At 69.4% G+C, this 25201-nt stretch carries 22 protein-coding genes; 9 read left to right on the top strand and 13 right to left on the bottom strand.

Annotation, left to right across the window (positions count from 1 at the left end; all coding sequences use genetic code 11):
- The 5 genes from E3T48_RS10295 to ispG form a co-directional block, all read right to left on the bottom strand.
- A partial coding sequence (locus E3T48_RS10295) for a translation initiation factor IF-2 N-terminal domain-containing protein (RefSeq protein WP_174844155.1) occupies positions 1-491 on the bottom strand: 491 nt, incomplete at its 3' end.
- A 76-nt stretch (positions 492-567) separates the two neighbouring features.
- A complete protein-coding gene (locus E3T48_RS10290) occupies positions 568-825 on the bottom strand; it encodes a YlxR family protein (RefSeq protein ID WP_134523967.1) in 258 nt (85 codons plus the stop codon).
- Positions 826-833: 8 nt separating this feature from the next.
- A complete protein-coding gene (gene nusA / locus E3T48_RS10285) occupies positions 834-1844 on the bottom strand; it encodes a transcription termination factor NusA (RefSeq protein ID WP_134523966.1) in 1011 nt (336 codons plus the stop codon).
- A 149-nt stretch (positions 1845-1993) separates the two neighbouring features.
- Complete coding sequence (locus E3T48_RS10280) at positions 1994-3745, bottom strand: proline--tRNA ligase (RefSeq protein WP_134523972.1); 1752 nt, start codon at positions 3743-3745, stop codon at positions 1994-1996.
- Between the two features lie 72 nt (positions 3746-3817).
- Positions 3818-4975 (bottom strand): flavodoxin-dependent (E)-4-hydroxy-3-methylbut-2-enyl-diphosphate synthase, encoded by a 1158-nt coding sequence (gene ispG / locus E3T48_RS10275; RefSeq protein ID WP_174844153.1) that lies wholly within the window; start codon positions 4973-4975, stop codon positions 3818-3820.
- A 171-nt stretch (positions 4976-5146) separates the two neighbouring features.
- On the opposite strand from ispG, the gene E3T48_RS10270 reads away from it, so the two are divergent.
- A complete protein-coding gene (locus E3T48_RS10270) occupies positions 5147-6331 on the top strand; it encodes an acetyl-CoA C-acetyltransferase (protein WP_134523964.1) in 1185 nt (394 codons plus the stop codon).
- A gap of 95 nt (positions 6332-6426) precedes the next feature.
- Here the strand turns inward: E3T48_RS10270 and E3T48_RS10265 are convergent, their stop codons facing one another.
- The gene (locus tag E3T48_RS10265) at positions 6427-7806 is read right to left on the bottom strand and encodes a M50 family metallopeptidase (protein ID WP_198417649.1); all 1380 of its coding nucleotides are present in this window, start codon (positions 7804-7806) and stop codon (positions 6427-6429) included.
- Between the two features lie 65 nt (positions 7807-7871).
- Here E3T48_RS10265 and E3T48_RS17415 point away from each other — a divergent pair, with 65 nt between their 5' ends.
- The 3 genes from E3T48_RS17415 to E3T48_RS10250 are packed head-to-tail and all read left to right on the top strand — an operon-like array spanning position 7872 to position 10622.
- Positions 7872-9278, top strand: coding sequence for a serine/threonine-protein kinase (locus tag E3T48_RS17415; protein ID WP_166789692.1), 1407 nt, complete (start codon positions 7872-7874; stop codon positions 9276-9278).
- Positions 9275-9691: a hypothetical protein gene (locus E3T48_RS10255; protein WP_134523962.1), complete on the top strand. Its 417-nt coding sequence runs from the start codon at positions 9275-9277 to the stop codon at positions 9689-9691. The genes E3T48_RS17415 and E3T48_RS10255 overlap by 4 nt, the downstream gene beginning before the upstream one ends.
- 16 nt (positions 9692-9707) lie before the next feature.
- Positions 9708-10622 carry an NAD-dependent epimerase/dehydratase family protein gene (locus tag E3T48_RS10250; protein ID WP_134523961.1) on the top strand — a complete coding sequence of 305 codons (915 nt, stop codon included), beginning with the start codon at positions 9708-9710 and terminating at the stop codon, positions 10620-10622.
- Positions 10623-10778: 156 nt separating this feature from the next.
- Here E3T48_RS10250 and dxr read toward each other — a convergent pair whose 3' ends face one another.
- Entirely contained in the window at positions 10779-11861 is a 1083-nt protein-coding gene (gene dxr, locus E3T48_RS10245; RefSeq protein ID WP_134523960.1) for a 1-deoxy-D-xylulose-5-phosphate reductoisomerase, read from the bottom strand.
- A 119-nt stretch (positions 11862-11980) separates the two neighbouring features.
- Here dxr and E3T48_RS10240 point away from each other — a divergent pair, with 119 nt between their 5' ends.
- Together E3T48_RS10240 and E3T48_RS10235 are read left to right on the top strand one after the other, a co-directional pair.
- Positions 11981-12793 carry a lysophospholipid acyltransferase family protein gene (locus E3T48_RS10240; protein ID WP_420898366.1) on the top strand — a complete coding sequence of 271 codons (813 nt, stop codon included), beginning with the start codon at positions 11981-11983 and terminating at the stop codon, positions 12791-12793.
- A gap of 54 nt (positions 12794-12847) precedes the next feature.
- The gene (locus E3T48_RS10235) at positions 12848-14185 is read left to right on the top strand and encodes an aminotransferase class III-fold pyridoxal phosphate-dependent enzyme (RefSeq protein ID WP_134523959.1); all 1338 of its coding nucleotides are present in this window, start codon (positions 12848-12850) and stop codon (positions 14183-14185) included.
- A 123-nt stretch (positions 14186-14308) separates the two neighbouring features.
- On the opposite strand, the gene E3T48_RS10230 is transcribed toward E3T48_RS10235, so the two are convergent.
- A complete protein-coding gene (locus E3T48_RS10230) occupies positions 14309-14785 on the bottom strand; it encodes an OsmC family protein (RefSeq protein WP_134523958.1) in 477 nt (158 codons plus the stop codon).
- A 91-nt stretch (positions 14786-14876) separates the two neighbouring features.
- On the opposite strand from E3T48_RS10230, the gene gabT reads away from it, so the two are divergent.
- Entirely contained in the window at positions 14877-16259 is a 1383-nt protein-coding gene (gabT, locus tag E3T48_RS10225; RefSeq protein ID WP_134523957.1) for a 4-aminobutyrate--2-oxoglutarate transaminase, read from the top strand.
- Between the two features lie 15 nt (positions 16260-16274).
- Positions 16275-17300, top strand: a complete 1026-nt coding sequence (locus E3T48_RS10220; protein ID WP_166789691.1) for an asparaginase — start codon at positions 16275-16277, stop codon at positions 17298-17300.
- Between the two features lie 7 nt (positions 17301-17307).
- On the opposite strand, the gene E3T48_RS10215 is transcribed toward E3T48_RS10220, so the two are convergent.
- Genes E3T48_RS10215 through E3T48_RS10200 form a run of 4 tightly spaced genes read right to left on the bottom strand, consistent with a single transcriptional unit; the run spans position 17308 to position 21442 of the window.
- Complete coding sequence (locus E3T48_RS10215; protein WP_174844152.1) at positions 17308-18114, bottom strand: ABC transporter permease; 807 nt, start codon at positions 18112-18114, stop codon at positions 17308-17310.
- The gene (locus E3T48_RS10210) at positions 18111-19025 is read right to left on the bottom strand and encodes an ABC transporter permease (RefSeq protein WP_134523956.1); all 915 of its coding nucleotides are present in this window, start codon (positions 19023-19025) and stop codon (positions 18111-18113) included. Before E3T48_RS10210 ends, E3T48_RS10215 begins: the two co-directional genes overlap by 4 nt.
- A gap of 2 nt (positions 19026-19027) precedes the next feature.
- Positions 19028-20227 (bottom strand): ABC transporter ATP-binding protein, encoded by a 1200-nt coding sequence (locus E3T48_RS10205; RefSeq protein WP_134523955.1) that lies wholly within the window; start codon positions 20225-20227, stop codon positions 19028-19030.
- 3 nt (positions 20228-20230) lie between these two features.
- Complete coding sequence (locus E3T48_RS10200) at positions 20231-21442, bottom strand: ABC transporter substrate-binding protein (RefSeq protein ID WP_134523954.1); 1212 nt, start codon at positions 21440-21442, stop codon at positions 20231-20233.
- 256 nt (positions 21443-21698) lie between these two features.
- Here E3T48_RS10200 and ald point away from each other — a divergent pair, with 256 nt between their 5' ends.
- Positions 21699-22814 carry an alanine dehydrogenase gene (ald, locus tag E3T48_RS10195; RefSeq protein ID WP_134523953.1) on the top strand — a complete coding sequence of 372 codons (1116 nt, stop codon included), beginning with the start codon at positions 21699-21701 and terminating at the stop codon, positions 22812-22814.
- A gap of 49 nt (positions 22815-22863) precedes the next feature.
- Here the strand turns inward: ald and E3T48_RS10190 are convergent.
- On the bottom strand, positions 22864-25201 hold a 2338-nt coding region (locus E3T48_RS10190), incomplete at its 5' end, for an FtsK/SpoIIIE domain-containing protein (RefSeq protein WP_134523952.1).

Raw genomic sequence — 25201 nt, 5'->3', positions numbered from 1 at the left:
TCCGTGCCGGCTGCCGGGGCATCCTTCACGGGCGCGGCCTCGGCGGCTGCTGCGGCTGCCTTGTCGGCCGCTGCGGCCTTCTCTGCGGCGGCGGCCTTCTCGGCGGCCTGGGCCTGGCGCTCGGCGACCGTCAGCGGAGCGGACGGCATCGGCGGTGCGTCAGCGGCGGGAACCTCAACGGCGGCCGACTCGACCGGGCGTGCGCCCGGCTTGACGGCGAGCTTGGCCGGCGACGGACGTGCGCCACCCGGCTTCGCAGGTGAGGCGGCAACCGGCGTGGTGCCGGCGGGAGCCTCTGAAGTGGTGGATGCCGCGGTACCGGTTACACCGTCGGCCTGAAGTGCAGCACGCAAACGGCGCGCGACCGGGGGTTCAACGCTACTGGACGGTCCTTTGACGAACTCGCCCATCTCTTTCAATTTCGCAAGGGCTACCTTGCTGTCGACACCGAGCTCTGTTGCGATCTCGTGTACGCGTGGTTTCGCAGCCACAATTCTCCTGTTCCGGGCCTGCACCCGGAAAGGGGCAGACCGTTAGTAACGGACGGGTCTCATTTCGAGCCGCTCATTAGTTATCCATTAGCCAGTTCAGCCTGTTCTCTAGTTGTTTCGCGTCCAAAGACCTGGTCACGCGAAGGGCACGCCCGAAAGCATGTCGCCGCTGTGCGTCCTGGAAGCACGCGGCGGTGGGATGCAACCACGCACCTCGCCCGGGCAGAGTGGCGGTTTCATCCACCACGAGTTCCGATTCCCGAGCTACAACCCTCAGAAGTGAGGATCGAGGGGCGCGCGAACGGCATCCAATGCACGTTCTAACGGGTTCCATCGTACCCCCTATTCGGTGTCCTCCAGGATGCTGTCCGGCTGAATGTCAATTTTCGCGCCCGTGAGCTTGGCCGCGAGGCGTGCATTCTGGCCTTCCTTGCCGATCGCCAGCGAGAGCTGGTAGTCGGGCACGAGGGCGCGGACGGCCTTGATGGACTCGTCGATGACGTAGGCGCTGGTGACCTTCGCGGGCGACAGGGCGCTCGCGACGAAGGTGGCCAGGTCGGGCGAGTAGTCGACGATGTCGATCTTCTCGTTGCCCAGCTCGGCGGTGACGGCGCGCACGCGCTGGCCGAGTTCGCCGATGCACGCGCCCTTGGCGTTGACGCCGGGCTCGGTGGCGCGGACGGCCATCTTCGTGCGGTGGCCGGCCTCGCGGGCGAGCGACACGATCTCGACGACTCCGCTCGCGATCTCCGGAACCTCGAGGGCGAACAGGCGACGCACCAGCGACGGGTGAGTGCGCGAGACGGTGATCTGCGGACCCTTCAGGCCCTTGCCGACCGCCGTCACGTAGACGCGGATGCGGGAGCCGTGCACGTAGCTCTCGCCCGGCACCTGCTCCTCGGGCGGCAGGATCGCTTCGATCGTGCCCAGGTCGACGTGGATCATGCGCGGGTTGGGTCCCTGCTGGATGATCCCGGCGACGATCTCGCCCTCGCGGCCCTTGAACTCGCCGAGCACTGCGTCGTCAGCCAGGTCACGCAGACGCTGGTTGATGACCTGCTTGGCGGCGTAGGCCGCAATCCGGCCGAAGTCGGTGGGGTTGTCGACGGCTTCGCCGATGACATTGCCCTCTTCATCGTGTTCGGGCACAAAAATGTCGACGTGGCCGGACTTGCGGTCGAGTACGACGCGCGCTTCCGGCACTTCCTCGACGGCCTGCCTGGAAGATTCACCCTGGTGGGTGTGCTTCTGATAGGCCGTCAGAATTGCTTGTTCAATGATCTGCACGAGCTCCTCGAAGGGAATCTCTTTCTCGCGCTCCATTTGCCGCAACACGCTGAGGTCGATGTCCATGGCCGGCCTCCTCTATTCAGATCTTGCCGCCGCGAAACTGCGCAGCGGGCTCTCCTCTACGGTACCCGACTCCACGGCCTCGCGGCGCACGGTATGGAAGCGGGCGCACGTTCCGCCGTGCGCCCGCTTCCCGAAAGTGCGCCGCGAGCCTAGCTGAAGCTGGCGGTGACGTCCGCGACGGCAACCTGGCTGCGCTCGCCCGTGCGGCGGTCCCAGAGCTCGACGATGCCATCCGCCGCCCCGCGGCCGACGATGACGATGCGCGGGACGCCGATCAGCTCCGCGTCGCCGAACTTGACGCCGGGCGACACCTTGCGGCGGTCGTCGTAGAGCACCTCGCGGCCCGTGGCCTCGAGCGCGGCGACCACGGTCTCCGAGGTGTCGAAGACGACCTCGTCGCGGCCGGTCGCGATCACGTGAACGTCGAACGGCGCGACCGTCGGCGGCCAGATCAGTCCCTTGGCGTCGTTGTTGTTCTCGGCGATGATCGCGAGGATGCGGGTCACGCCGATGCCGTACGACCCCATCGTGACGGTGACGAGCTTGCCGTTCTCGTCGAGAACCTTGAGCCCCAGCGCCTCCGCGTACTTGCGGCCGAGCTGGAAGACATGGCCGATCTCCATCCCGCGAGTGAGTTCGACCGGGCCGGAGCCGTCGGGCGCCGGGTCGCCGGCGCGCACGTCGGCGGCCTCGACCATGCCATCGACCTGGAAGTCGCGGCCGGCGACCAGCCCGAACACGTGACGGCCCTGTTCGTTGGCGCCGGTGATCCACTCGGTGCCGTCGACCACGCGCGGGTCGACCAGGTAACGGATGCCGGTGGCCGACTTCTCGCCGAGCACGGCGCCGCCCGTCGACCACGGGCCGATGTAGCCCTTGACAAGTCCGGGGTGCCGGGCCAGGTCGGCTTCGTTGGCAGCCTCGGCCTCGGCCGGGGCGAACGCGACCTCGACCCGCTTGAGGTCGACCTCACGGTCGCCCGGCAGGCCGATGATGACGAGCTTGCGGGAACCATCGGGGTGGGTGAGGGCGAGAACGACGTTCTTGAGCGTGTCGGCGGCGGTCCACGCCCGGCCGTCCGGGCGCGGGTGGGCGCTGTTGGCCCGGTCGACGAGGGTCTGGATCGTGGGCGTGTCCGGGGTGTCCTGCACCTCGGCGGCCGGGATCGCGTCCCAGGCGATGGCGGGAGGGGCAAGCGTGGTGAACGCCTCGACGTTGGCCGCGTAGCCGCCGGCCGAGCGCACGAAGGTGTCTTCGCCGACCGGGGTCGGGTGCAGGAACTCCTCGCTCCGGGAGCCGCCCATCGCCCCGGCATCCGCTTGGACGATGACGTACTCGAGGCCGAGCCTGGTGAAGATGCGTTCGTAGGCGTCGCGCTGGGCCTGGTAGCTATGGTCGAGGCCGGCATCCGTGTAGTCGAAGGAGTAGGCGTCCTTCATGGTGAACTCGCGGCCGCGGAGGAGTCCGGCCCTGGGGCGTGCCTCGTCGCGGTACTTGTCCTGGATCTGGTAGATCGACAGGGGCAGGTCCTTGTAGCTGTTGTACAGATCCTTCACGAGAAGAGTGAAGACCTCTTCGTGGGTGGGGGCGAGGAGCAGGTCGCTGCCCTTGCGGTCCTGGAGCCGGAACAGACCGTCGCCGTATTCGTCCCAGCGTCCGGTGACCTCGTAGGGTTCACGCGGCAGGAGGGCGGGGAAATGCACCTCGAAGGCGCCGGCCGCGGCCATCTCCTCGCGCACGATGGTCTCGATCTTGTTCTTCACCCGCAGGCCGAGCGGCAGCCAGGCGAAGATGCCTGGAGCCTGACGGCGGATGTAGCCGGCCCGCACGAGCAGTCGGTGGCTGGTGACCTCGGCATCCGAGGGATCTTCGCGGAGGGTTCGGAGGAAGTAGTTGGACATACGAATAGGCACCCCCCTACTTTACGGCGCGCGCCACTTCGCGACGCGCGCCGCTGCAGGCGGCGGGACGGGCTAACTGGAGACGGTGACGACCGGGGCGCCGAGGGAAACCTCGCCGGCGGGCATCTCCGCGGCCAGTCGGTTGGCCTCTTCGATCAGGGTCGCGACGATCTCGTCCTCCGGCACGGTCTTGATGACCTCACCGCGCACGAAGATCTGCCCCTTGCCGTTGCCGGATGCGACGCCCAGGTCGGCCTCGCGGGCCTCACCCGGTCCGTTGACGACGCAGCCCATCACGGCCACGCGCAGCGGCACGGTCATGCCCTCGAGCCCGGCGGTGACATCGTTGGCGAGCTTGTAGACATCCACCTGGGCCCGGCCGCAGCTCGGGCAGGAGACGATCTCGAGCTTGCGCTCGCGCAGGTTGAGCGACTGCAGGATCTGAAGGCCGACCTTCACTTCCTCGGCCGGGGGCGCGCTGAGCGAGACCCGGATGGTGTCGCCGATGCCCTCGCCGAGCAGGATGCCGAAGGCCGTCGCGCTCTTGATGGTGCCCTGGAACGACGGGCCGGCCTCGGTGACGCCGAGGTGCAGCGGCCAGTCTCCGCGCTCGGCGAGCAGCCGGTAGGCCTTGACCATGATCACCGGGTCGTTGTGCTTGACCGAGATCTTGAAGTCGTGGAAGTCATGCTCCTCGAACAGGCTCGCCTCCCAGACGGCACTCTCGACAAGCGCCTCCGGGGTGGCCTTGCCGTACTTCTGCATCAGGCTGGGTTCGAGCGAACCCGCGTTGACGCCGATCCGGATCGAGACGCCGGCGGCCTTCGCCGCTGCGGCGATCTTGCCGACTTGGTCGTCGAACTTGCGGATGTTGCCCGGGTTGACCCGCACGGCGGCGCAGCCGGCGTCGATCGCCGCGAAGACGTAGCTCGGCTGGAAGTGGATGTCCGCGATGACGGGGATCTGGCTCTTCTTCGCGATGATCGACAGGACCTCCGCGTCGTCCCTGGTCGGCACGGCCACGCGCACGATGTCGCAGCCGGATGCCGTGAGTTCGGCGATCTGCTGGAGCGTCGCGTTGATGTTCGTCGTCGGCGTCGTCGTCATCGACTGAACGCTGACTTGAGCGTCACCGCCGACGAGCACCTTGCCGACCTTGATCTGGCGACTCTTGCGTCGCGGAGCGAGAACCTCGGGTACTTTGGGCATTCCCAAATTGATAGCAGCCACGGCCATATCCTAAGTGAGGCAACTGGGAGATGGTCCCTTTCGGCAGCGGGAACGAACCCCGGTGGTGGCATGACTCCCGGGCGGCGCGGCTACGCTCGGTGGAGGACGTACGGCGACGGCCCCACGAGGGCGGTTGCGTGAAGACGGTTACACGAAGACGAAGGAGTCATCATGAACTCGATCGAAGTGGTCATCCTGGCCGGGTCCCGAACCCCGCAGGGCAGGGTGAACGGCCAGCTGGCCGGTCTGAGCGCGGTGGAGCTGGGCAGCGCCGCCATCACGGGGGCACTTGACCGCGCCGGGATTTCCCCCGGCCAGGTCGACGCCGTACTGATGGGCCAGGTGCTGCAGGCCGGCTGCGGCCAGAACCCGGCCCGGCAGAGCGCGATCGCGGCCGGGATCCCCTGGAACGTGCCCGCGATGACGCTCAACAAGGTCTGCCTCTCCGGCCTGGCCGCCGTGGTCGACGCGGCCAGGCTCATCCGTCTGGGCGAGGTCGACGTTGTCATCGCCGGCGGTCAGGAATCGATGTCCCAGGCCCCGCACCTGCTCCCCGGGTCCCGCCAGGGCTGGCCGTACGGCAGCGTCACGGCGCTCGACCACGCGGCGCACGACGGGCTGACGGATGCCTTCGACGGGCTCTCGATGGGGCTCTCCACCGAGCATGTCAACGGCCGGCTCGGCATCGACCGCGCCGAGCAGGACGCGATCGCGGCGGCCTCGCACCAGCGCGCCGCCGAAGCGGCCCGCAGCGGCATCTTCGCCGACGAGATCACGCCCTTGAGCGTGCCGCAGCGCCGCGGGGACCCTCTCCTCGTCACGGCCGACGAAGGCGTGCGCGGAGACAGCACCACCGAGACGCTCGGCCGGTTGCGCCCGGCGTTCTCGAGTGACGGAACCATCACCGCCGGAAACTCCTCGCCGCTCAGCGACGGCGCCAGCGCGCTCGTGCTGTGCGGTCGGGCGTGGGCCGAGGAGCGGGGGCTGGACTGGCTCGCCACGGTGCTGGCTTCCGGGCATGTCGCCGGGCCGGACAATTCGTTGCACTCCCAGCCGGCGAACGCGATCAGGCACGCGCTCGACCGGGAGGGCTGGGCGGCGGCCGACCTCGACCTGGTCGAGATCAACGAGGCATTCGCGGCAGTCGCGCTCGAGTCGACCAGGGAACTCGGGCTCTCTCCCGAGCTGGTCAACATCCACGGCGGCGCCATCGCGATCGGCCATCCGATCGGCGCCTCGGGTTCGAGACTGGCGCTGCACGCGGCCCTGGAACTCGCCCGCCGCGGCAGCGGAAAGGCGGCCGTGGCGCTCTGCGGCGGCGGCGGCCAGGGTGAGGCGCTGCTGCTCTCGCGCTGACACGCAGGCGCCCGAGTGCCGTAGCCCTCGCCGGGGCGGGGCGCGGCATCCGCCCGCGGGGCGTGATGCGGCCACTCCCGCCGGGAGTAGCCGGGTCAGCCGAACAGGCTGATCGGCTTGACGATGTCGGCGTAGATGAGCAGCAGGCTCATGCCGCCGAGGAGGACGACGACGGCGAAGGTGAGCGGCATCAATCTGGCGGTGTCGACTGGCCCCGGGTCGGGACGTTTGAACAGCCGGGCGACCCAGCGCCGCAGGCCCTCCCAGAGCGCACCGGCGACGTGACCGCCGTCGAGCGGCATCAGCGGGATCAGGTTGAAGACGAACAGGGCGACGTTGAGCGAGGCGAGCAGTCCCAGCATGCTGGCGATCTTGCTGTTCACCGGGATGCTGTCGATGCTCGCGATCTCGCCGGCGACGCGGCCGACGCCGACCACGCTGATCGGTCCGTTCGGGTCTCGTTCCCCCGGACCGAAGGCGGCGTTCGCGATGTCGACCATCCGTTGCGGAAGGTTGGCGATCATGTGCACGACGGCGCCGATGTTGTCGCCTACGGCGGGCAGCACGGCCGTGGCCGGCTGCTGCACGAGTTCGCCCGCCGGGCCGATGCCGACGAAGCCGACCTCCTGGGTGAGTGATGTGCCGGACTGGTCCTTCTCGACCTTGCCTGCGGCATCCAGCACGTACCGCTCGGTGAGCTTGGGCGTGATCGTGAGGGTCTGCTTCGCGCCATCGCGATCGACGACGACGGTGAGCGGGATGCCGGGCGAGCTGCGGATCAGCTCGGTCGACTGGGCCCAGCTGTCGATGGCCGTGCCGTTGACGCTGACGAGCCGGTCGCCGGGCCTCAGCCCGGCCGCGGCGCCTGGCGCCTTCTCGTCGGACGATTCGCAGGCCTGCCTGGCGCTGGTGGCCGGGAGCACGCACGCGGACACGCTGCCGACCGTGGTGCTCGCCTGCGCGGTACCGAAACCCATCAAGAGCACGGCGAACAGCACGAGCGCGATGAGCAGGTTCATGGTCGGCCCGCCGAGCATGATGATGATCCGTTTCCAGACCGGGAGCCGGTAGAACGCGCGATGGTCCTCTCCCTCCCCGATGGTGTCGGCACTGGACCGCCTGGCGTCGTCGACCATGGTGGCCAGGGCGTTCGGCTTCTTCTCCGGCGCACCCTCCTGCACGAGCTGGTTGAAGAAACCGGTGCTGGACGACTGGACCTTGCCGCCCTTCTTCGCCGGCGGGAACATCCCGATCATCGAGATGTAGCCGCCCAGCGGGATGGCCTTGACGCCGTATTCGGTCTCGCCCTTGCGGCGGGACCACAGGGTCGGGCCGAAGCCGATCATGTACTGGGTGACCTTCACCCCGAAGGCCTTGGCGGGCAGGAGGTGACCGATTTCGTGCAGGCCGATGGACAGGGCGAGCCCGATGACGACGATGACGACGCCCAGGAGATACAGCAGCACGGTTTCCACAGTCGTAGATTACCCACTCCAAGCTGCGAGGGCGCTGGCCGTTTCCGGCCCGAGGTATGGTTTGCTTGGTTGTTGGACCTACAAGGAGGACCCCTCTGTCTGAGCCTCGCATCCCCGGCCCGATCGGCCTTCGCCTCGCCGACCGGTTCCGCATCGACCGACTGATCGGCGCGGGCGGCATGGCGGTCGTCTATGAGGCGACGGATGTCGTGCTCGGGCGCACCGTGGCGGTCAAACTCTTCCGCATGGACACCGCCGACGACGCCGGCCCCGAGCGTCAGACCGGCGAGGTCGCGGTGCTGGCGAGCCTGAACCATTTCGCCCTGGTCACCCTGTTCGATGCGGGCACCGCCGTGATCGAGGGTGTCCCCCGCGCGTTCATCGTGATGGAGTTCGTCAACGGGCGCGATCTGCGCAGCCGCATCAGCGACGGGCCGGTGCTGCCCGCCGAGGTCGCCGAGATCGGCGCTGATCTCGGCGAGGCCCTGCATTATGTGCATTCGCAGGGCATCATCCACCGCGATATCAAGCCCGCGAACGTGCTGCTCGCGCCGTCCGGCTTCCCCGGCAGGGGCATGCACGCCAAGCTCGCCGACTTCGGCATCGCCAGGCTGTTCGACGCCACCCACCTCACAAAGACGGGCGCCCTGCTCGGCACCGCCGGCTACCTCAGCCCGGAGCAGGCCATGGGCGAACCGATCGGGCCGCCCAGCGACGTCTACTCGCTCGGCCTCGTGCTGCTCGAATGCCTGACCGGCGAGCGCGCCTTCCCGGGTTCGGCAGTCGAATCCGCGATGGCCAGGCTGCAACGTGACCCGGTCATCCCCGACTTCCTCGACAGCGGCTGGGCCGAGGTGCTCGGCGGCATGACCAGCCGGGTCGTCGCGGAGCGGTTCACCGCTGAGCAGGCTGCCGTGCGGCTCCGGAGCCTCGTCGCCGAGCCTGGGCCGGCCGCGGCCGCGGCTCACTCCGTCCTCGACGACGTCGACGGGACCGAGCTCCTCGAGCCCACGGCGCAGACCGCGCTGCTCGAGAAGACCGCCCTTCTCGAGAGCACCGCGCAGCTCGACAAAACCGCCGTGCTGGAGAATACCGCCCTGCTGGAGGGGTCTGCCCCGCCCGACAAGACCGCGCTGCTCGACCGGACCGCCGTGCTCGAGTCGGCGCCGGCCCCGCGGCAGAGCGCCGCGGACGATTGGGCCGCCGGACGCGCGGACGCGCAGACCGAGTTCCTCCCCGTCGGCGTCCGAACCGGCGGCACGCCCCTCCCGCCCACGTCCGCGACCGCGGGCAGGAGGCCCACCCGCCGCACGATGGTGGTCGTCGCCGTCGCCGTGGTGCTCGTTGCCCTGGCCGCCATCCTCTTCGCACCGCGGCCTGACGCGCCGGCGGCCACGCCCCCGAGCTACCCGGCCGTCGACGGCACCCTCGGCACCCACCTCCAGCAGCTCCAGGAAAGCCTCAGGCCATGAACATCCGCTCTCGCCTCGCCACCCGGGTGGCCGCCGCCCTCCTCGTGGCCGCCACGCTGACCGCCTGCTCCGGGCCGTCCCCGGACCTGGCGACCCCGACCGTCGAGAAGCTGCAGTCCGGCGTGCTGGGCGTCACTACCGCCGCAGCGGCCGGCGACTTCACCGGCGCGCAATCCGCGCTCACCGCAGTGCAGGCCGACCTGCTGACGGCCGCCGCGGCCGGGCAGGTCTCGGCGGCGCGCGCCGCGGAGATCCAGTCCGCGATCAACCTCGTGACCGGTGACCTCGCCGACGCGATCGAGGCCAGCATCCCCACGCCGACGCCCACCGAGGACCAGTCGCCGTCTGTTGACAAGGGCGACAACAAGGACAACGGTAAGTGCAAGAAGAGCGACGACGAATGCGACGACTGATCGCCCGGAGGATGCCATGCCCGCCCAACTCGTCGTCGGCGCCGGCCTGATCGGACGCCCGTTGGCCGAGCGCCTCGCAGCGCGCGGCGACCAGGTCACCATCGGCACCCGGTCTGGATCCGCGGCCGCGGCGGCCACGGCGCTCGTGCTCAACGCCGGCGACCGGGAGGCGTTCACCCGCGCCGCCGCCGGTGCAGCGACGATCTTCCTCTGCACGAATCCGCCATACACGGACTGGGCCACCCAGTGGCCGCCGATGGTCGACGCGGCGATACACGCGGCATCCGCCACCGGTGCCGCACTGGTCGTGATGGGCAACCTGTACCCCTATGGTTCGCCGACCGGCCCGATGACCGAGCACTCACCGGAGACGACCACCGAGGCCAAGGGCCTCGTGCGCAAGGAGGGCTGGCGGAAGGTGCGCGAGGCCCACGAACGCGGCGAACTGCGCGGCGTCGAGGTGCGAGCGAGCGACTACTTCGGTCCCGGCGCCACGGGCACCGCACACCTGGGCGAGACCTTCTTCGCCGCGATCCTGGCCTCGAAGACCGCCCGGGTCGTCGGCAGGCCCGGCCTCCCGCACAGCTGGAGCTACCTGCCCGACATCGTCAGCACCCTGATCGCCGCCGCGGACCACGGCGGCGACTGGGGCCGGCTCTGGCACGTTCCGAGCGCCGCCGCGAGCCGGATCGAGATCGCGGACCAGGTCAACCGACGCGTCGGGACGCACGGGAAGGTGGCCGCGTATCCGCAGTGGCTGCTTCGGTCGCTCGGCGCGGTGAACCCGATGATGCACGAGATCTGGGCGTCGAGCCACCAGTTCGCGGTGCCGTACCTGATCGACTCTGCCGAGACCCAGCGCGAACTCGGGGTCGCCGCGACGCCGTGGGCGGATGCCCTCGCCGCCGCCGCGGAGAGCTACCACCGCTGAGCACCTCCCTCCCATCCAGACCGCGGTCTAGCGCGTTCCGAATTCAGGAGAACCGCGCGAATACAAGGCGCCGCCGGGCGTCCGCCGCACCGTTCCGGGCTGTGCACCTGAATTCGGCACGGGCGCGGCCTGGCTTGCGTCAGCGGGAGAGCAGCTTCAGCGGGCGAGCAGCTTGTCCGCCGCGGCCCGAGCCCAGTCCTCGGCGGCGGCGAGCGACTCGCGGGTGAGCGGGCCGTCCTGCTCGTGGGCGTCGACGACACGCTGGATGGTGTCGACGATGTCCAGGAATCCGATTGCGCCGGCGTGGAACGCCGCGACGGCCTGCTCGTTCGCCGCGTTGAACACGGCCGGGTAGGTGCCGCCGGCCCGGCCGACCTGCTTGGCCAGGTTGACGGCGGGGAACGCCGAGTCATCGAGGGGTTCGAAGGTCCAGCTCTGCGGGGTGGTCCAGTCGATCGGGGCTCCGACCGCCGCCACCCGGTTCGGCCAGTCCAGGCCGAGCGATATCGGCAGGCGCATGTCGGGAGGGGATGCCTGGGCGATCGTCGACCCGTCGATGAACTCGACCATCGAGTGCACCACCGACTGCGGGTGCACGACCACGTCGATCCGTTCGTAGTCCACGTCGAAGAGAAGGTGCGCTTCGATCACCTCGAGGCCCTTGTTCACGAGTGTGGCCGAGTTCGTGGTGACCACCGGCCCCATGTTCCAGGTCGGGTGGGCGAGCGCCTGCGCGGGCGTGACGTCAGCCAGCTGGCCGCGGCGACGGCCGCGGAACGGCCCACCGGATGCCGTCAGCACCAGGCGCCGCACCTCGCCGGCCGTGCCGGAGCGGAGCGCCTGCGCAATGGCGGAGTGCTCCGAATCGACCGGCACGATCTGGCCTGGCGCCGCCAGCGACTTCACCAGGTCTCCGCCGACGATCAGTGACTCCTTGTTGGCCAGGGCGAGAGTGCGACCGGCGGACAGTGCCGCGAGGGTGGGCCCCAGCCCCACCGAACCGGTGATTCCGTTGAGCACGACGTCGGCGTCGACATCCCGCACCAACTGCTCTGCCTCGTCGGCGCCCAGCGCCGTCGCGTCGACTTCGAACTCGGCAGCCTGGCTCTCGAGCAGCGCCCGATTGCTGCCCGCGGACAGCCCGACCACCTCGAACCTGGTCGGGTTCGCCTTGATGACGTCCAGGGCCTGGGTTCCGATCGAGCCGGTGGACCCGAGAATTACAACTCGTCTTCGCACCCTCCCATGCTAGGCGCAGGGACCGGGAATGGCCCGGCCTCGTGCCCACCCGGCCGAATCCCAGGGCCGGCCGGGTGTGGCCTTTCGGCGTGGGGCGCCTCTGGCGGTAGTGTCAACGGGTGACCGGTGCCAAAGTCGAACCCCAGAACGAACCCCTCGCCGACCCGTCGGAGGAGGAGCTGGAGCTGGATCTGGAGCTGGAGCCCACGAAACGGCCCGGCCTTGTCTACTTTCTCGGCTACGGCATCATGGCGCCGATCGCCCGCTTGGTCTTCCGACCGACCATCACCGGTCGCGAGAACATCCCGCGCGAGGGTCGGGTCATCCTCGCCAGCAACCACCTCTCCTTCATCGACAGCATCGTGATCCCGCTGTCCGCGCCGCGCCGGGTGCAGTTCCTGGCCAAGTCCACCTATTTCACCGGCACCGGGTTCAAGGGCTTCGCCTCCCGCACCTTCTTCACCTCGATCGGCGCGGTCGGGGTCGAACGCGGCGCCGGGCAAGCCGCGCAGGACGCGCTCGACGCGGGGCGCAACATCCTTGAGTCCGACAGCGCCTTCGCCATCTATCCGGAGGGCACCCGCTCCCTCGACGGCCGGCTCTACAAGGGCCGCACCGGCGTCGCCTGGCTCGCGCTGACCACCGGGGCGGTCGTCGTGCCGGTCGGGCTGGTCGGCACCCAGGAGATCCAGCCCGTCGGGGCGAAGCTCCCGCGCATCCGCAAGGTCACCGTCACCTTCGGCAAACCGATCGACCTGAGCCGTCACGGCTCCGCGGAATCCGGCAAGGCCAGGCGTGGCGCCACCGACGAGATCATGGCCGCCATCCACGCGTTGTCCGGGCAGGAACTGGCCGGGAAGTACAACGAATCGCCGCCTTCAGGAACCCTGCAGAAACTGGCCGATCGCGTGTTCCCGCGCGAACGGGTGTAGCCCGGGCCGGGCATCCGAAACACGGCGGAAATCGGCGCAACCTAAGCTGGAGGCATGTCTGCCCAGTATTCGGTCCCCCAAGAACGCAAACTCGTCACCGCCCTCCCGGGCCCCAGGTCGATCGAGCTGCAGGAACGTCGCCTGCGCTCGGTGTCCCGCGGCGCGGGCACCCTCGCCAATATCTACATGGACCACGGGGCCGGCGCGATCCTCGTCGACGTCGACGGCAACCAGATCATCGACCTGGGTTGCGGCATCGGCGTCACGACCATCGGGCACGCCAACGCCGAGGTGGCCGCCGCGGCCGCCGCGCAGGCCGCGAAGCTCACCCACACCCTGTTCACCGTCACCCCGTACGAGAACTACGTCGCCGTCGCCGAGAAACTCGCCGAGATCACCCCGGGCGACTTCGAGAAGCGCTCCGTGCTGGTGAACACCGGCGCGGAGGCCGTCGAGAACGCGGTCAAGATCGCCCGCAAGTTCACCGGCCGCCGCGCGATCGTCGCCCTCGACCACGCCTTCCACGGCCGCACCAACCTGACCATGGCGATGACCTACCGCCCGTGGCCGGAGCGCGCCGGGATGGGCCCGTTCCCCGGTGAGATCTACAGCGTGCCGACGAGCTACCCGTACCGCGACGGCCTGACCGGTGAGGAAGCCGCCGAGAAGACCATCGACTACATCACCACCCACATCGGGGCCACCGAGATCGCGGCGTTCTTCGTGGAGCCGATCCAGGGCGACGGTGGAATCGTCATTCCCGCCCCCGGCTACTTCACGCGCATCCGCGAGTTCTGCACCGACAACGGGATCGTGCTCGTCGCCGACGAGATCCAGGCCGGAATCGCACGCACCGGCACCTGGTACTCGATCGAGCACCACGACGTCGTCCCCGACCTGGTCACCACAGCCAAGGGAATCGCGGGCGGTTTCCCGCTCGCCGCGGTCACCGGCCGCGCCGACATCATGGACTCCGTGCAGCCCGGCGGCATCGGCGGCACCTTCGGCGGCAACCCCGTCTCCACCGCCGCCGCTCTGGCCGTGTTCGACCTGATCGAGCAGGGCGACCTGCTCGGCGAGGCCCGGCGCGTCGAGAAGGCCCTCTGGGCCCGCATCGGCGACTGGACCGAGAGGTTCTCGGTCGTCGGCGACGTGCGAGGAAAGGGCGCCATGTTCGGCGTCGAGCTCGTGCACCCCGGCACGACCACGCCGTACCCCGAGGCACTCACCGCCATCATCAGGCACGCGACCACGAACGGCGTGATTGTGCTGGATGCCGGCAGCTGGGACTCCGTGCTGCGCATCATGCCGTCGGTCGTCATCTCCGAGGCGCTCATCGACGATGCGATGAGCGTCATCGAGGAGACCCTCACGGCGCTTTCGGGCTCCTAGCCCGAGCGGTGGATGAGCCGGCACGGTGGTCGAGCCTGTCGAGACCGCGGACGCTGATCTCGACAAGCTCGATCACCGGGGCGGCTCGATCACCGGGGCGGCTCGATCACCGGGGCGGCCCGATCACTGAGGGGCGGCGACGGTCTCCGGTTCGTGGCCGACCGGGAAGTTGACGGATGCCGCGATGAAGCAGAGCGCGGCCGCCTCCGCATGGAGGGACTGGGCCAGGTCGATCTGGCCGGGGTCGGCCACCGTGACCCGGGGACGGAGGGTGGCCTCGGTGAAGTGACCACCGCCATCCTTCGTCTGCACCATGGTTCCGGTCGCGTCGTCGGTGTATCCGACGACGACGACGCCGTGCCGCACGGCGACGTGCAGGTAGGAGAGCAGGTGGCACTCGCTGAGGGCGGCCAGCAACAACTCCTCCGGGTTCCACCGGTCGGCGTTGCCGTGGAAACTGCGGTCGGCCGACGCCTCGATCGGCGCCTTGCCCGCCGCGGCGATCGAGTGCTCCCGGCCATACTCGCGGTAGTCGCTCGTGCCGGTGCCCCGGTTCCCGGTCCAGGAGACCTTCACGGCGTAGCGGTGTTCACGATTCATGGCGTCTCCTTCGGGGTCGGGGCTGCAGGAAACGATTCTCGCAGCAAATCGCCGCCGCGGGCGCCGGGCGGGTCGGTAAACTGGTTGCATCATGACTGACACGCTGACGCCCTCGACTACCCCGTCCACCACTGCCGCGCCGGTCTACACGGTGACCCAGGAACGCAGGATCGTGACCGCGATTCCGGGGCCGCGCTCCGCCGAGCTGCAGCAGCGACGCCTGGCCACCGTGTCGGGCGGCGTGAGTAGCGCGCTTCCCGTCTACATCGCCACGGCGAACGGGGCCATCATCGTCGACGTCGACGGCAACCAGTTCATCGACCTCGGCGCGGGCATCGGCGTGACCACGATCGGCCACACCGAGACGAGCGTCGTCGCGGCCGCCGTCGCCCAGACGCAGGACTTCATCCACACCCTCTTCACGATCACGCCCTATGAGGAGTACGTGCGCGTCTGCGAGCTGCTCGCCGCGCACACCCCCGGCGATTTCCCGAAGAAGTCGGTGCTGATCAACTCGGGCGCCGAGGCTGTGGAGAACGGCGTGAAGATCGCCCGCAAGTACACCGGCCGCCGCGCCGTCGCAGTGCTCGACCACGCCTACCACGGCCGCACCGTGCTCACCATGGCGATGAACTACAAGGCGATGCCCTACGCGACCGGCTACGGTCCACTCGCCAGCGACGTGTACCACGCCCCCAGTTCCTACCCGTACCACGACGGCCTCAGCGGCGCGGACGCCGCGGCGCGCACGATCGCCTACCTCGAGAAGGTCGTCGGCCCGACCGACCTGGCCTGCCTCGTGGTCGAGCCGATCCAGGGCGAGGGCGGCTTCATGGTCCCGGCCGATGGCTACTTCACCGCGCTGCAGGACTGGTGCACGGCGAACGGCGTCGTCATGATCGCCGACGAAATCCAGAGCGGCATGGCCCGCACCGGCAAGTACTACGCCAGCGAGCACTTCGGCTGGACCCCCGACCTCGTGCTCACCGCCAAGGGCATCGCCGGCGGCATGCCGCTTGCCGCCGTCACCGGTCGCGCCGAGATCATGGATGCGTCCCAGCCCGGCGGCCTCGGCGGGACGTTCGGCGGCAACCCCGTCTCCTGCGCCGCGGCGATCGCCGTCTTCGAGTCGATCGAGAACAACGACCTGCTGGCCGAGGGCGCCCGGATCGAGAAGACGCTGCTCGCCGGCCTCGGAGCGCTCAAGGAGAAGTACGACATCATCGGCGACATCCGCGGCCGCGGCGCCATGATCGCAATCGAGCTCGTGCAGCCCGGCACCGGGGACTCCGGCAAGGAGCCCAATGCCGCCGCCGTCTCCTCGATCGCCGCCTACGCCGCCCAGCACGGCGTGCTGCTGCTCACCGCCGGCACCTACGGCAACGTGCTCCGTTTCCTGCCGAGCCTCGCCGTGACCGACGCCCTGCTCGCCGATGCCCTCTCGGTCATCGACGACGCGATCGCCGCGCTCTAGTCCCGTCGTAGCCCGGTGACCTCTCCCAGCACAGCCGCGACCCTGCACGGTCCGCACACGTTCACGGTCGCCGACGCGGTCGAACTCGCCGTCGTCGAGCGCAGCGGTTTCATCGAATCGAGGCACGCGGGCTCCGCGGTCGTGCTCACCAGCGAGGGCGCGGTCCTCCGCGCCCTCGGCGACGTGACGACCCCCATCTTCCCCAGGTCTTCGATGAAGCCGTTCCAGGCCATCGCCGTGATGGCCAGCGGCGTCACCCTGCGCGGGGAGGACGCCGCGATCGCCACGGCCAGCCACAGTGGCACCCAGCGCCACGCCGACCTCGTGCGGGGCCTGCTGTTCCGGGCCGGGATCCCCGAGACGGCGCTCGCCTGCCCCGCCGCGTGGCCCGACGACTCCGCCACCCGCGACGCGCTGGTGCGACTGGGAGCCGGCAAGGCCCCGGTCTACATGAACTGCTCAGGGAAGCATGCGGCGATGCTCGTGGCGTGCAAGCAGAACGGCTGGGCGCTGACCGGATACCTCGACCCGGAGCATCCGCTGCAGAAGCGCATTCTCGACGTCGTCGAGCGGTTCACCGGCGAACGGCCGTCCGCGACCGGGATCGACGGCTGCGGCGCCCCCGTGCACGCCCTCTCGCTGACCGCCCTGGCCCGCGGCATCGCCCGGATCGCCACGTCCAAGTCGAACTCGCCGTTCGCGATCTACCGTGAGGCCGGGTTCCTCGCCGAGGCGGTCCGGCAGAACGGCTGGGTCATCGCCGGCCCCGGGCTTCCGGACACCGTCGTGATCGAACGGCTCGGCCTGTTCATCAAGACCGGCGCAGAGGGCATCATGGTGGCCTCCGCCGCGAACGGGATCACCGTGGCCCTGAAGATCCTCGACGGCAACCTGCGGGCCGCCACCATCGTCGCCCTGCGCCTGCTGGCGGATGCGGGCGCGATCGCGCACACCGACGTCGAGGCGCTGCTTCCCGACCTGGGCCTTGCCGTCTACGGCGGCGGCCGCCAGGTCGGCCAGGTTCACGCCAGCTACCTCTGAGCCGCGCTCAGCCCGACTTCGCGAGCCGTTTCGCCCGTGCCGCCGCCGACAACTGCGCGCTGACGACGATCACCAGCGCCAGGATGAATACGGCGGAGGCCACCACATTCGCCTCCGCCGGGATGCCGCGCGACGCCGAGATGTAGATGTACTTCGGGAAGGTCGTCACCGCCCCCGAGTTGAAGTTGGTGATGATGAAGTCGTCGAAGCTCAGGGCGAAGGAGAGCAGCGCCGCCGCGAGGATCCCGGGCAGCAGCAGGGGGAACGTGATCCGCAGGAAGACCTGGCCGGGCGAACCGTAGAGGTCGCGGCCGGCCTCCTCGAGCGCCGGGTCGAGGCTCGCCACGCGGGCCTTGACCGTCACCACGACGAAGCTGATGCAGAACATCGTGTGCGCCAGGATGATCGTCACCATGTCCTTGGGCACCCCGACGGACAGGAACTGCGCGGCCAGGCCGGCGCCGAGCACAACCTCGGGCGTGGCCATCGGCAGGAACAGGAGCAGGCTCACCCCGGAGCGGAACCGGAACCGGTACCGCACGATGGCTATCGCGATCATGGTGCCGAGCGCGGTCGCGGCCACGGTGGCAACCGCGCCGATGATGAGGCTGTTGCCGAATGCCTCGCAGACCGCGCCGTTCTGCACGTTGCAGACGTTGAGCCACTTGTCGAGGGTGAAGCCGCGCCAGGTGATGTTCGACTTCTGCGAGTCGTTGAACGAGAAGATGAAGGTGTAGACGATCGGCACCATCAGGAAGAGCAGGGCGAGGACGGCGTAGACCGGCAGCAGCCACCGCCCGAGGGAGATTCTCACAGCAGTTCCTCCGTGCCGGCGCGCTTGACGTAGATGCTCACGATGATGAGGATGACCGTCATCAGGATGATCGAGAGGGCAGCGGCCGCCGGATAGTTCTGCAGCACAAGGAAGTTCGCCTCAATCACGTTTCCGATCATCTGGCTGTCCGGGCCGCCGAGGAAGTCCCGGCTGGCGTTGACGTAGTCGCCGGCGGCGGGGATGAAGGTCAGCAGGGTGCCGGCCACGATCCCAGGCATGGACAGCGGAATGGTCACCCTCCGGAACACCTCGACCGGGTGCGCGTAGAGGTCGCTTCCCGCCTCGAGGTAGCGCAGGTCGAGCCGTTCGAGGGTCGTGTACAGCGGCAGGGTCATGAACGGGATGAAGTTGTAGGTCAGACCGAAGATGACGGCTGCGGGCGTCCCGGTGAAGTGGGCATCCGGCGCCATCAGGGCCACCGCCTTCAGCGACGTGATGATGAACGACTCGTCCGAGAGGATCTGCTTCCAGGCCAGTGTGCGCAGCAGGAAGCTGATGAAGAACGGCGCGATGACGAGCACGAGCATGAGGCTCTGCGCGAGCGGCCAGCGCCGGGCCGTCACACCGATGAAGTAGGCCAGCGGGTAGCTGAAGACCAGGGCGAGCACGGTGGCGATCAGCGCGAAGCCGAACGAGCGCAGGATGTGCGGCAGGTAGTCGGTGACCACCTGCACGTAGTTCTCCCACCTGAACGCGTAGCTGTATTGGCCGACGTCGCCGAATTCGGACGGGGCCTGGAACGACGTCAGCAGCAGGGAGACCAGCGGCGTGAGGAAGAACAGCATCAGGTAGAGGATGCCGGGAAGCAGCAGCAGCAGCGCGACCGGGCTCTTGCGCCGGGGCACCTGCTCGGCCTCGCTGGTCGTGGTGGCGAACGCGGCGAACGCCATCGTCAGACTTCCTCGAGCTCCGTGATCAGGGACGCCCGCCTCTGCGCCGCGATGCTCCTCGTGGTGGTGTCGGCGTCGAACTTGGGCAGATCGCCCGGTTCGTCTTCCAGGCCGAAGCCGTGCTTGATGTCCCAGCTGACCCAGACCTCCCCGCCTTCCCCGGCGACGGGACCGAACGCCATGTTCTGGGCGAAGACGATCAGGGTCCCGACACGCGGGACGTTGATCAGGTACTGCGTGCTCACCCCGCTGAACGAGACGTCGATCACCCGGCCGGGCCCCATGCTGTTCCGGGCCGGGTCGTCGGCGGGGGCCGACAGGTGCAGGCTGAGCTTCTCGGGGCGGATCCCGATGGTGACCTCGCCGGCGTGGCGATGGGCCCGCGCGGCCGGCACGACGATCCTCTGCCCGGCGACCGCCACCGCGATGGCGTCGCTCGTGCTGCCGATGACGGGGCCGGTGAACAGGTTCGACTGGCCGAGGAAATTCGCCACGAACGCCGTCTTGGGCAGTTCGTACAGTTCCTCCGGCGCCCCCATCTGCTCGATCCGGCCCTTGTTCATCACCGCCACGGTGTCGGCCATGGTCATGGCCTCCTCCTGGTCGTGGGTCACGTGCAGGAAGGTCAGGCCGACCTCTTCCTGGATGGTCTTGAGCTCCAGCTGCATCTGCCGGCGCAGCTTGAGGTCCAGGGCGCCGAGCGGCTCGTCGAGCAGGAGAAGGGCCGGCCGGTTCACGATCGCCCGCGCCAGCGCCACGCGTTGCTGCTGACCGCCGGAGAGCTGCTGGGGTTTGCGGGCTGCCAGGTGGTCCAGTTCGACGAGGCGCAGAGCCTCGTGCGCCTTGGCGACCGGTTCGTCGATCCGGCGACGGCGCAGCCCGAAGGCCACGTTTTCGAGCACGGTCATGTGCGGGAAGAGCGCGTAGCTCTGGAAGACGGTGTTCACCGGCCGCTGGTAGGGCTTCTGGCCGGTGATGTCCTTGCCGCCGATCAGGATGCGGCCCGCGGTCGGCTCTTCGAGCCCGGCGACGAGGCGCAGGGTGGTCGTCTTGCCGCATCCGGATGGCCCGAGCAGGGCGAAGAACGAACCGGCCGGGATCTTCAGGTCCAGGTGTTCGATGGCCGTGAAACCGGGGAACCGCTTCTGGATGCCGACCAGTTCAAGGTCGGCCCCCTGAGCCGCGAACGCGCCCGTCGTCATCGCTCAGGACCCGAGCAGGATGCTCTGGAACGCCGCGTCGTACTTCTGTTCTTCCGCGCCGGTCAGGGTGCGGAAGACGTGCGCCTTGGCCAGGGTCGCGTCGTCGGGGAAGATGAGCCGGTTGTTCGCGAGCTCCGGGTCGATTGCCATGGCCGCTTCCCTGGCTCCGGCGACCGGCGTGATGTAGTTCACGTACGCCGCGACCTCGGCCGCGACGGCCGGGTCGTAGTAGTAGTTGATCAGTTCCTCGACGTTCTTCTTGTGCGTCGAACCGATCGGCACGACGAAGTTGTCGTTCCACAGGGTGCCGCCCTTTTCCGGCACCACGAAGTCCCATTTGTCGCCGTTCTCGGCGTTGAGCTGCACGATGTCGCCCGACCAGACGATCGCTGCGAGGGTGTCCTCGTTGATCAGGTCCTCCTTGTAGGAGTTGCCCTTGATGTTGCGCACCTGGCCGTCGGAGACCTGCTTCTTGAGCACGTCGATTGCGGCGTTGAACTCGTCGTCACCCCAGTCCCCGGAGATGTCCACGCCCGCGTCCTGCATGATCAGGCCCATGGTGTCGCGCATCTCCGAGAGCACCCCGACCCGGCCCTTCAGCTGGGGGTCCCAGAGATCCTCGACCGAGGCGAGCCCGTTGGGGAGCTTCTCCTTGTTCCAGCAGACTCCGGCGAAACCGCCCTGCCACGGCACCGACATCTTGCGGCCCTTGTCGAAGCCGACATCCTTCAACGACGGCTGGAGGTTGGCGAGGTTCGGGATGTTGGCGTGGTCGAGTTCCTGGGTGTAGCCGAACCGGATCAGCCGGCCCACCATCCAGTCGGTGAGGCAGACGGCGTCGGCGCCGACGTCCTTGCCAAGGGCCAGTTGGTCCTTCACCTTGCCGTAGTAGGTGTTGTTGTCGTCCACGGCCTCGGTGTACTTGACCTTGATGCCGGTTTCCTTGGTGAACGCGTCGAGCGTGGGATAATTCCCGGCGTCGTCCACGTCGATGTAGAGCGCCCAGTTGTCCCAGCGGATGCTCTTCTCCGCGGCGGACTTGTCTGCCGCGGCCTTCGGTTTGGCGGCGCCCCCGGTCGAGCACGCGGCGAGCGCCAGCGCTGCCGCCCCGGCACCCGCGCCGGTGAGGAGGGTGCGGCGACCCAGCTGCGCCCGCTGGGCCTGACGAATGAGCTGCTGGATCATCGGGTCTGCGGGCAACGGCCTGGGCTTCATCTGTGGGATCTCCTTGCATCTTTCAGCGGGTGAACTCTCACGCGCGACATTGCGGGTGGGTAGATACTCGCACAAGAGAGCTGTTTTGACAGCGAAGAGTGGCCAAATCGTTAATTGTGGAGGCCATTTCTCGCGAAATCAGCGTCTGATGGCGGCATCCGCACTCGAAAACGGCGGTGGCGCCGCGCTAGAATCGCGTCCAGGGACGGAGCGGTCCCAGGCCTGTCGAAGGTCCCAGGCCAGTCGAAGGAGCGCCATGAAGGTCGCAATCCCGTCAGAGGTCAAGAACAACGAGTTCAGGGTCGCGATCACCCCGGCGGGCGTGCACGACCTGGTGGGCCAGGGCCACGAGGTACTGATCGAGACCGGCGCCGGCACCGGGTCATCGATCACCGACGAGGCATACGTCGTGGCCGGCGCGAGAATCATGCCCGATGCGGCATCCACTTGGGCGGCGGCGGACCTGCTGCTCAAGGTCAAGGAGCCGGTGGACACCGAGTACGGCCATTTCAGGCCCGACCTGCTGTTGTTCACCTACCTGCACCTCGCTGCGGAACCGGCCCTGACCCGGGCCCTGCTGAGCAGCGGCGTCACGGCCATCGCCTATGAGACCGTGCAGCTTCCCTCACGCGCGCTGCCATTGCTGGCACCGATGAGCGAGGTAGCCGGGCGTCTCGCGCCGATCGTCGGCGCCAATGCCATGCTGAAGCCGAACGGCGGGCCCGGTCTCCTGGTCCCGGGTGTTCCCGGCACCCACCCCGCACGGGTCACCGTTCTCGGCGGCGGCGTGGCCGGCACGGCCGCGATGCAGGTCGCCCTGGGACTCGGCGCCCGTGTCACGGTGCTCGACACCAACCTGTTCCGGCTTCGGGAGCTCGATGCCCTGCACTACGGCCGGGTGCAGACGATCGCATCGAACAGCTACGAGATCGACCGGGCACTGGTGGAGTCCGACCTCGTCATCGGGTCGGTACTGATCCCGGGAGCGAGGGCCCCCAAGCTGGTCAGCAACGAGCTGGTCTCCCGGATGAAGCCGGGCAGCGTCCTCGTGGACATCGCGGTCGACCAGGGCGGCTGCTTCGCGGACTCGCACCCGACGACCCACGCCGAGCCGACGTTCGTCGTGCACCGGTCGCTGTTCTACTGCGTCGCGAACATGCCCGGCGCCGTCCCGAACACGTCAACGTACGCCCTCACCAACGCCACGTTGCCGTACGTGCGGCTGCTCGCCAACCGCGGCTGGAAGGACGCAGTGCGGGCGGATGCCGCGCTCGCTCTCGGTCTGGCCACGGCCGGGGGGCAGATCACCAGCGCCCCGGTCGCGGCCGCGCACGGTCTTCCCCTGGCCGCGCTCACCGACGTCCTGGCCTGAGCCCGGCTCGTTCCGCCGGGTCGGGTCGCCCGGGGTCGGGCGGTGCCGGTCAGCCGGGAGCCCGGAGCGTCGACCGGACCACGGCGCCGTCGGGGCGCAGCACCCAGACCCGGTTCCGGCCGGGGGCGAGCGGCGGCGGCAGGTCCCTGCGCCGACTGATGGCGCGGTAATCGGCCAGGCCGCACCCGTCGAACACGATCGCCGTGTGCGGGCGGAGCAGCCCGAGCAGCGACCACTGCGCCTGCCACGTGTCGGTGTCGCCGACCAGGACGGCGCCGTCGTCGGCCAGCACCCTGAGCCGGCCGGCCTCCGACCCTGGGACGGCGGAGAGGTCGACGATCTCGCCGGAATGGGCGGCGGACAGCGCCGCCAGGGTGCGCGCGGGCGAACCGGCAACGACGAGCAGCGAACGGTGCACGGCGAGGTCCTCCCCCACGCCGGCCCCCGGATCTCTGCCGGCCGGGGGTTGGACGGTACCGGGCTCCGGCTCCAGCAGCTGAATTCGTGAGCCGTACCAGGAACCGCCGCCCGGGGGCAATGCCGCATCGAACAGGGCTGGATCTGCCCCGGCCGCCGAGTGGGCGCCGGCATCCGGGAGCCTCAGCACCAGCCGGCTCCGGCAGAGTGCCGGCAGCGCCTGCAGCGCTCCGGAGAGTTCTTGCACGGCCACGACGACGATCGATCCCGCTGCCGCCCCGTCACGGAGGAGACTCCTGAGCAGTTCCAGCGCCGCCGCCCGATGTTCGTCGCCCCACCGCGCGTACACGGAATCGAAGTCGTCCAGCACGAGGAGCCGGGCGCGCCGCGAGCCGGCGTCGAGCCAGGCGCGCGCCGCGGCGAGGGCGTCCCAGACGGATTCGACGTCGGGCCGGGGAGCCAGGACGTCGGCCGTGCCGGAGTGCTGGGCCGAGACGGACGCCAGCACCGTGCTCTTGCCACTGCGCCCGGCCCCGACAACGAGGAGGTGGCCGTCGCGCCCGGGGTTGTAGCGGGCGACCCGGTAGCGTTGGCGGTCCGGTTCGTCGAGCAGCCCGAGGAGGACACCGGGTGCTGGTCCCCCCGGCGACCGGCCCACGGTCGCGTCCTCGACCGCGGCGAGGTCGCTCCGCGTCACCCGGCCGGGCAGCGGGTCCAGCCAGGGTCGACGAGGGCGCTGCACGTCACCTCTGCGACCGATGATCGCCCGCAGGTCATTCGCCGTGGTCGTGGCAACCTGGCAGAGCACGGGGTCGCCCTCGCCTGCGGATACCAGGCAGCGCCCCGGCACGGCCGAAGAGAGCGCGGCCGCCGCATCCGTTCCCAGCACGGCCCGGCTGTCGGCGCGGTTGTTCACCCGCAGGGACACCCTGAGGTTGCAGTTGGCGAGCAGGGCGTCGCTGACGACGCCGTTGGGGCGCTGCGTGCAGAGGATGAGGTGTACCCCGAGCGACCTGCCGCGTGCCGCGATGTCGACGAAGAGCGCGTGCAGTTCAGGGAAGGCCGTGAGCATGGTGGCGAATTCGTCCACCACGATCACGAGGCGGGGGAGCGGATCCGGCCGGTGCTCCCCCGCGCTCAGCTCGGCGATGTCGCGGGCGCCGGCGGCGCGCATGACCCGCTCCCGATGCCTCAGTTCGGCCGCGAGGCTGGCGAGGGCGCGGCCGGCCTGTTGACCGTCGAGGTCGGTGATGAGGCCGACACAGTGCGGCAGGGCGAGGAGGGGGCGGAACGCGGCGCCGCCCTTGAAATCGATCAGGAGGAAGGTCACCGCGTGGTGCGGATGGGCCGCGGCCATCGCAGCGACCCAGGTCACCAGGAGTTCGCTCTTGCCGCTGCCCGTCGTGCCGCCGACCACGGCGTGCGGGCCGGCCGCGACGAGGTCCAGCGTCACCGTGCCTTCCTCACCGATCCCGATCAGACAGCGAAGGCCCGCCGCGCGTGGCCGCCCTGCGGCGGCGCCGGGCGAACTCGGCGGGGAAGGCGCCCGGTCGGACCGGGCCAGCTCCGCCAGTGTCACGGACGCGGGAACGGGCCCGTTCCGCCCGACGAGCCCGGCCGTGCGAGCTCTCTCCGCCAGCCGTACGGCGAAGCCGGCGGCCTGGTCGACGGTCACCAGCTCCGGTCGGAAGCAGAGTCCGGCGGGGTGCACGGGCGAGCGCACGATTTCGGCGCGTGTCGGTCCGTGCACCCGCACGATGGTTTCGCAGCCGGTGGGGAGTTGCTCCAGGCAGCCGGCCAGCGCGATGAGGAGCGGGGACCCGGCCTGGAGTCCGCGGACCAGCTCGGTGTCGCCCACGGTGATCAGCCGGCTCGGCGATCGTGCCGCGGCGTGCGGGAGGGACGCCGCCCACGCCCAGGGTCCGGGCGGGAGCGCGGCGAGGCCGACGGGGCCGGGCGGCAGCGCGGCG

The organism is Cryobacterium fucosi (genome assembly GCF_004403515.1).
In the GTDB taxonomy this organism is placed as follows: Bacteria; Actinomycetota; Actinomycetes; order Actinomycetales; family Microbacteriaceae; genus Cryobacterium; species Cryobacterium fucosi.
Note: the sequence above shows the minus strand (reverse complement) of the source record. Positions and strands in the feature narration are given on the sequence as shown.

Coding starts and splice junctions, on each gene's coding strand:
- E3T48_RS10290 (WP_134523967.1), bottom strand. CDS start 825: ATGGAACCCGTTAGAACGTGCATTGGATGCCGTTCGCGCGCCCCTCGA.
- nusA (WP_134523966.1), bottom strand. CDS start 1,844: ATGGACATCGACCTCAGCGTGTTGCGGCAAATGGAGCGCGAGAAAGAG.
- E3T48_RS10280 (WP_134523972.1), bottom strand. CDS start 3,745: ATGTCCAACTACTTCCTCCGAACCCTCCGCGAAGATCCCTCGGATGCC.
- E3T48_RS10270 (WP_134523964.1), top strand. CDS start 5,147: ATGAACTCGATCGAAGTGGTCATCCTGGCCGGGTCCCGAACCCCGCAG.
- E3T48_RS10255 (WP_134523962.1), top strand. CDS start 9,275: ATGAACATCCGCTCTCGCCTCGCCACCCGGGTGGCCGCCGCCCTCCTC.
- E3T48_RS10250 (WP_134523961.1), top strand. CDS start 9,708: ATGCCCGCCCAACTCGTCGTCGGCGCCGGCCTGATCGGACGCCCGTTG.
- E3T48_RS10235 (WP_134523959.1), top strand. CDS start 12,848: ATGTCTGCCCAGTATTCGGTCCCCCAAGAACGCAAACTCGTCACCGCC.
- E3T48_RS10230 (WP_134523958.1), bottom strand. CDS start 14,785: ATGAATCGTGAACACCGCTACGCCGTGAAGGTCTCCTGGACCGGGAAC.
- gabT (WP_134523957.1), top strand. CDS start 14,877: ATGACTGACACGCTGACGCCCTCGACTACCCCGTCCACCACTGCCGCG.
- E3T48_RS10210 (WP_134523956.1), bottom strand. CDS start 19,025: ATGGCGTTCGCCGCGTTCGCCACCACGACCAGCGAGGCCGAGCAGGTG.
- E3T48_RS10205 (WP_134523955.1), bottom strand. CDS start 20,227: ATGACGACGGGCGCGTTCGCGGCTCAGGGGGCCGACCTTGAACTGGTC.
- E3T48_RS10200 (WP_134523954.1), bottom strand. CDS start 21,442: ATGAAGCCCAGGCCGTTGCCCGCAGACCCGATGATCCAGCAGCTCATT.
- ald (WP_134523953.1), top strand. CDS start 21,699: ATGAAGGTCGCAATCCCGTCAGAGGTCAAGAACAACGAGTTCAGGGTC.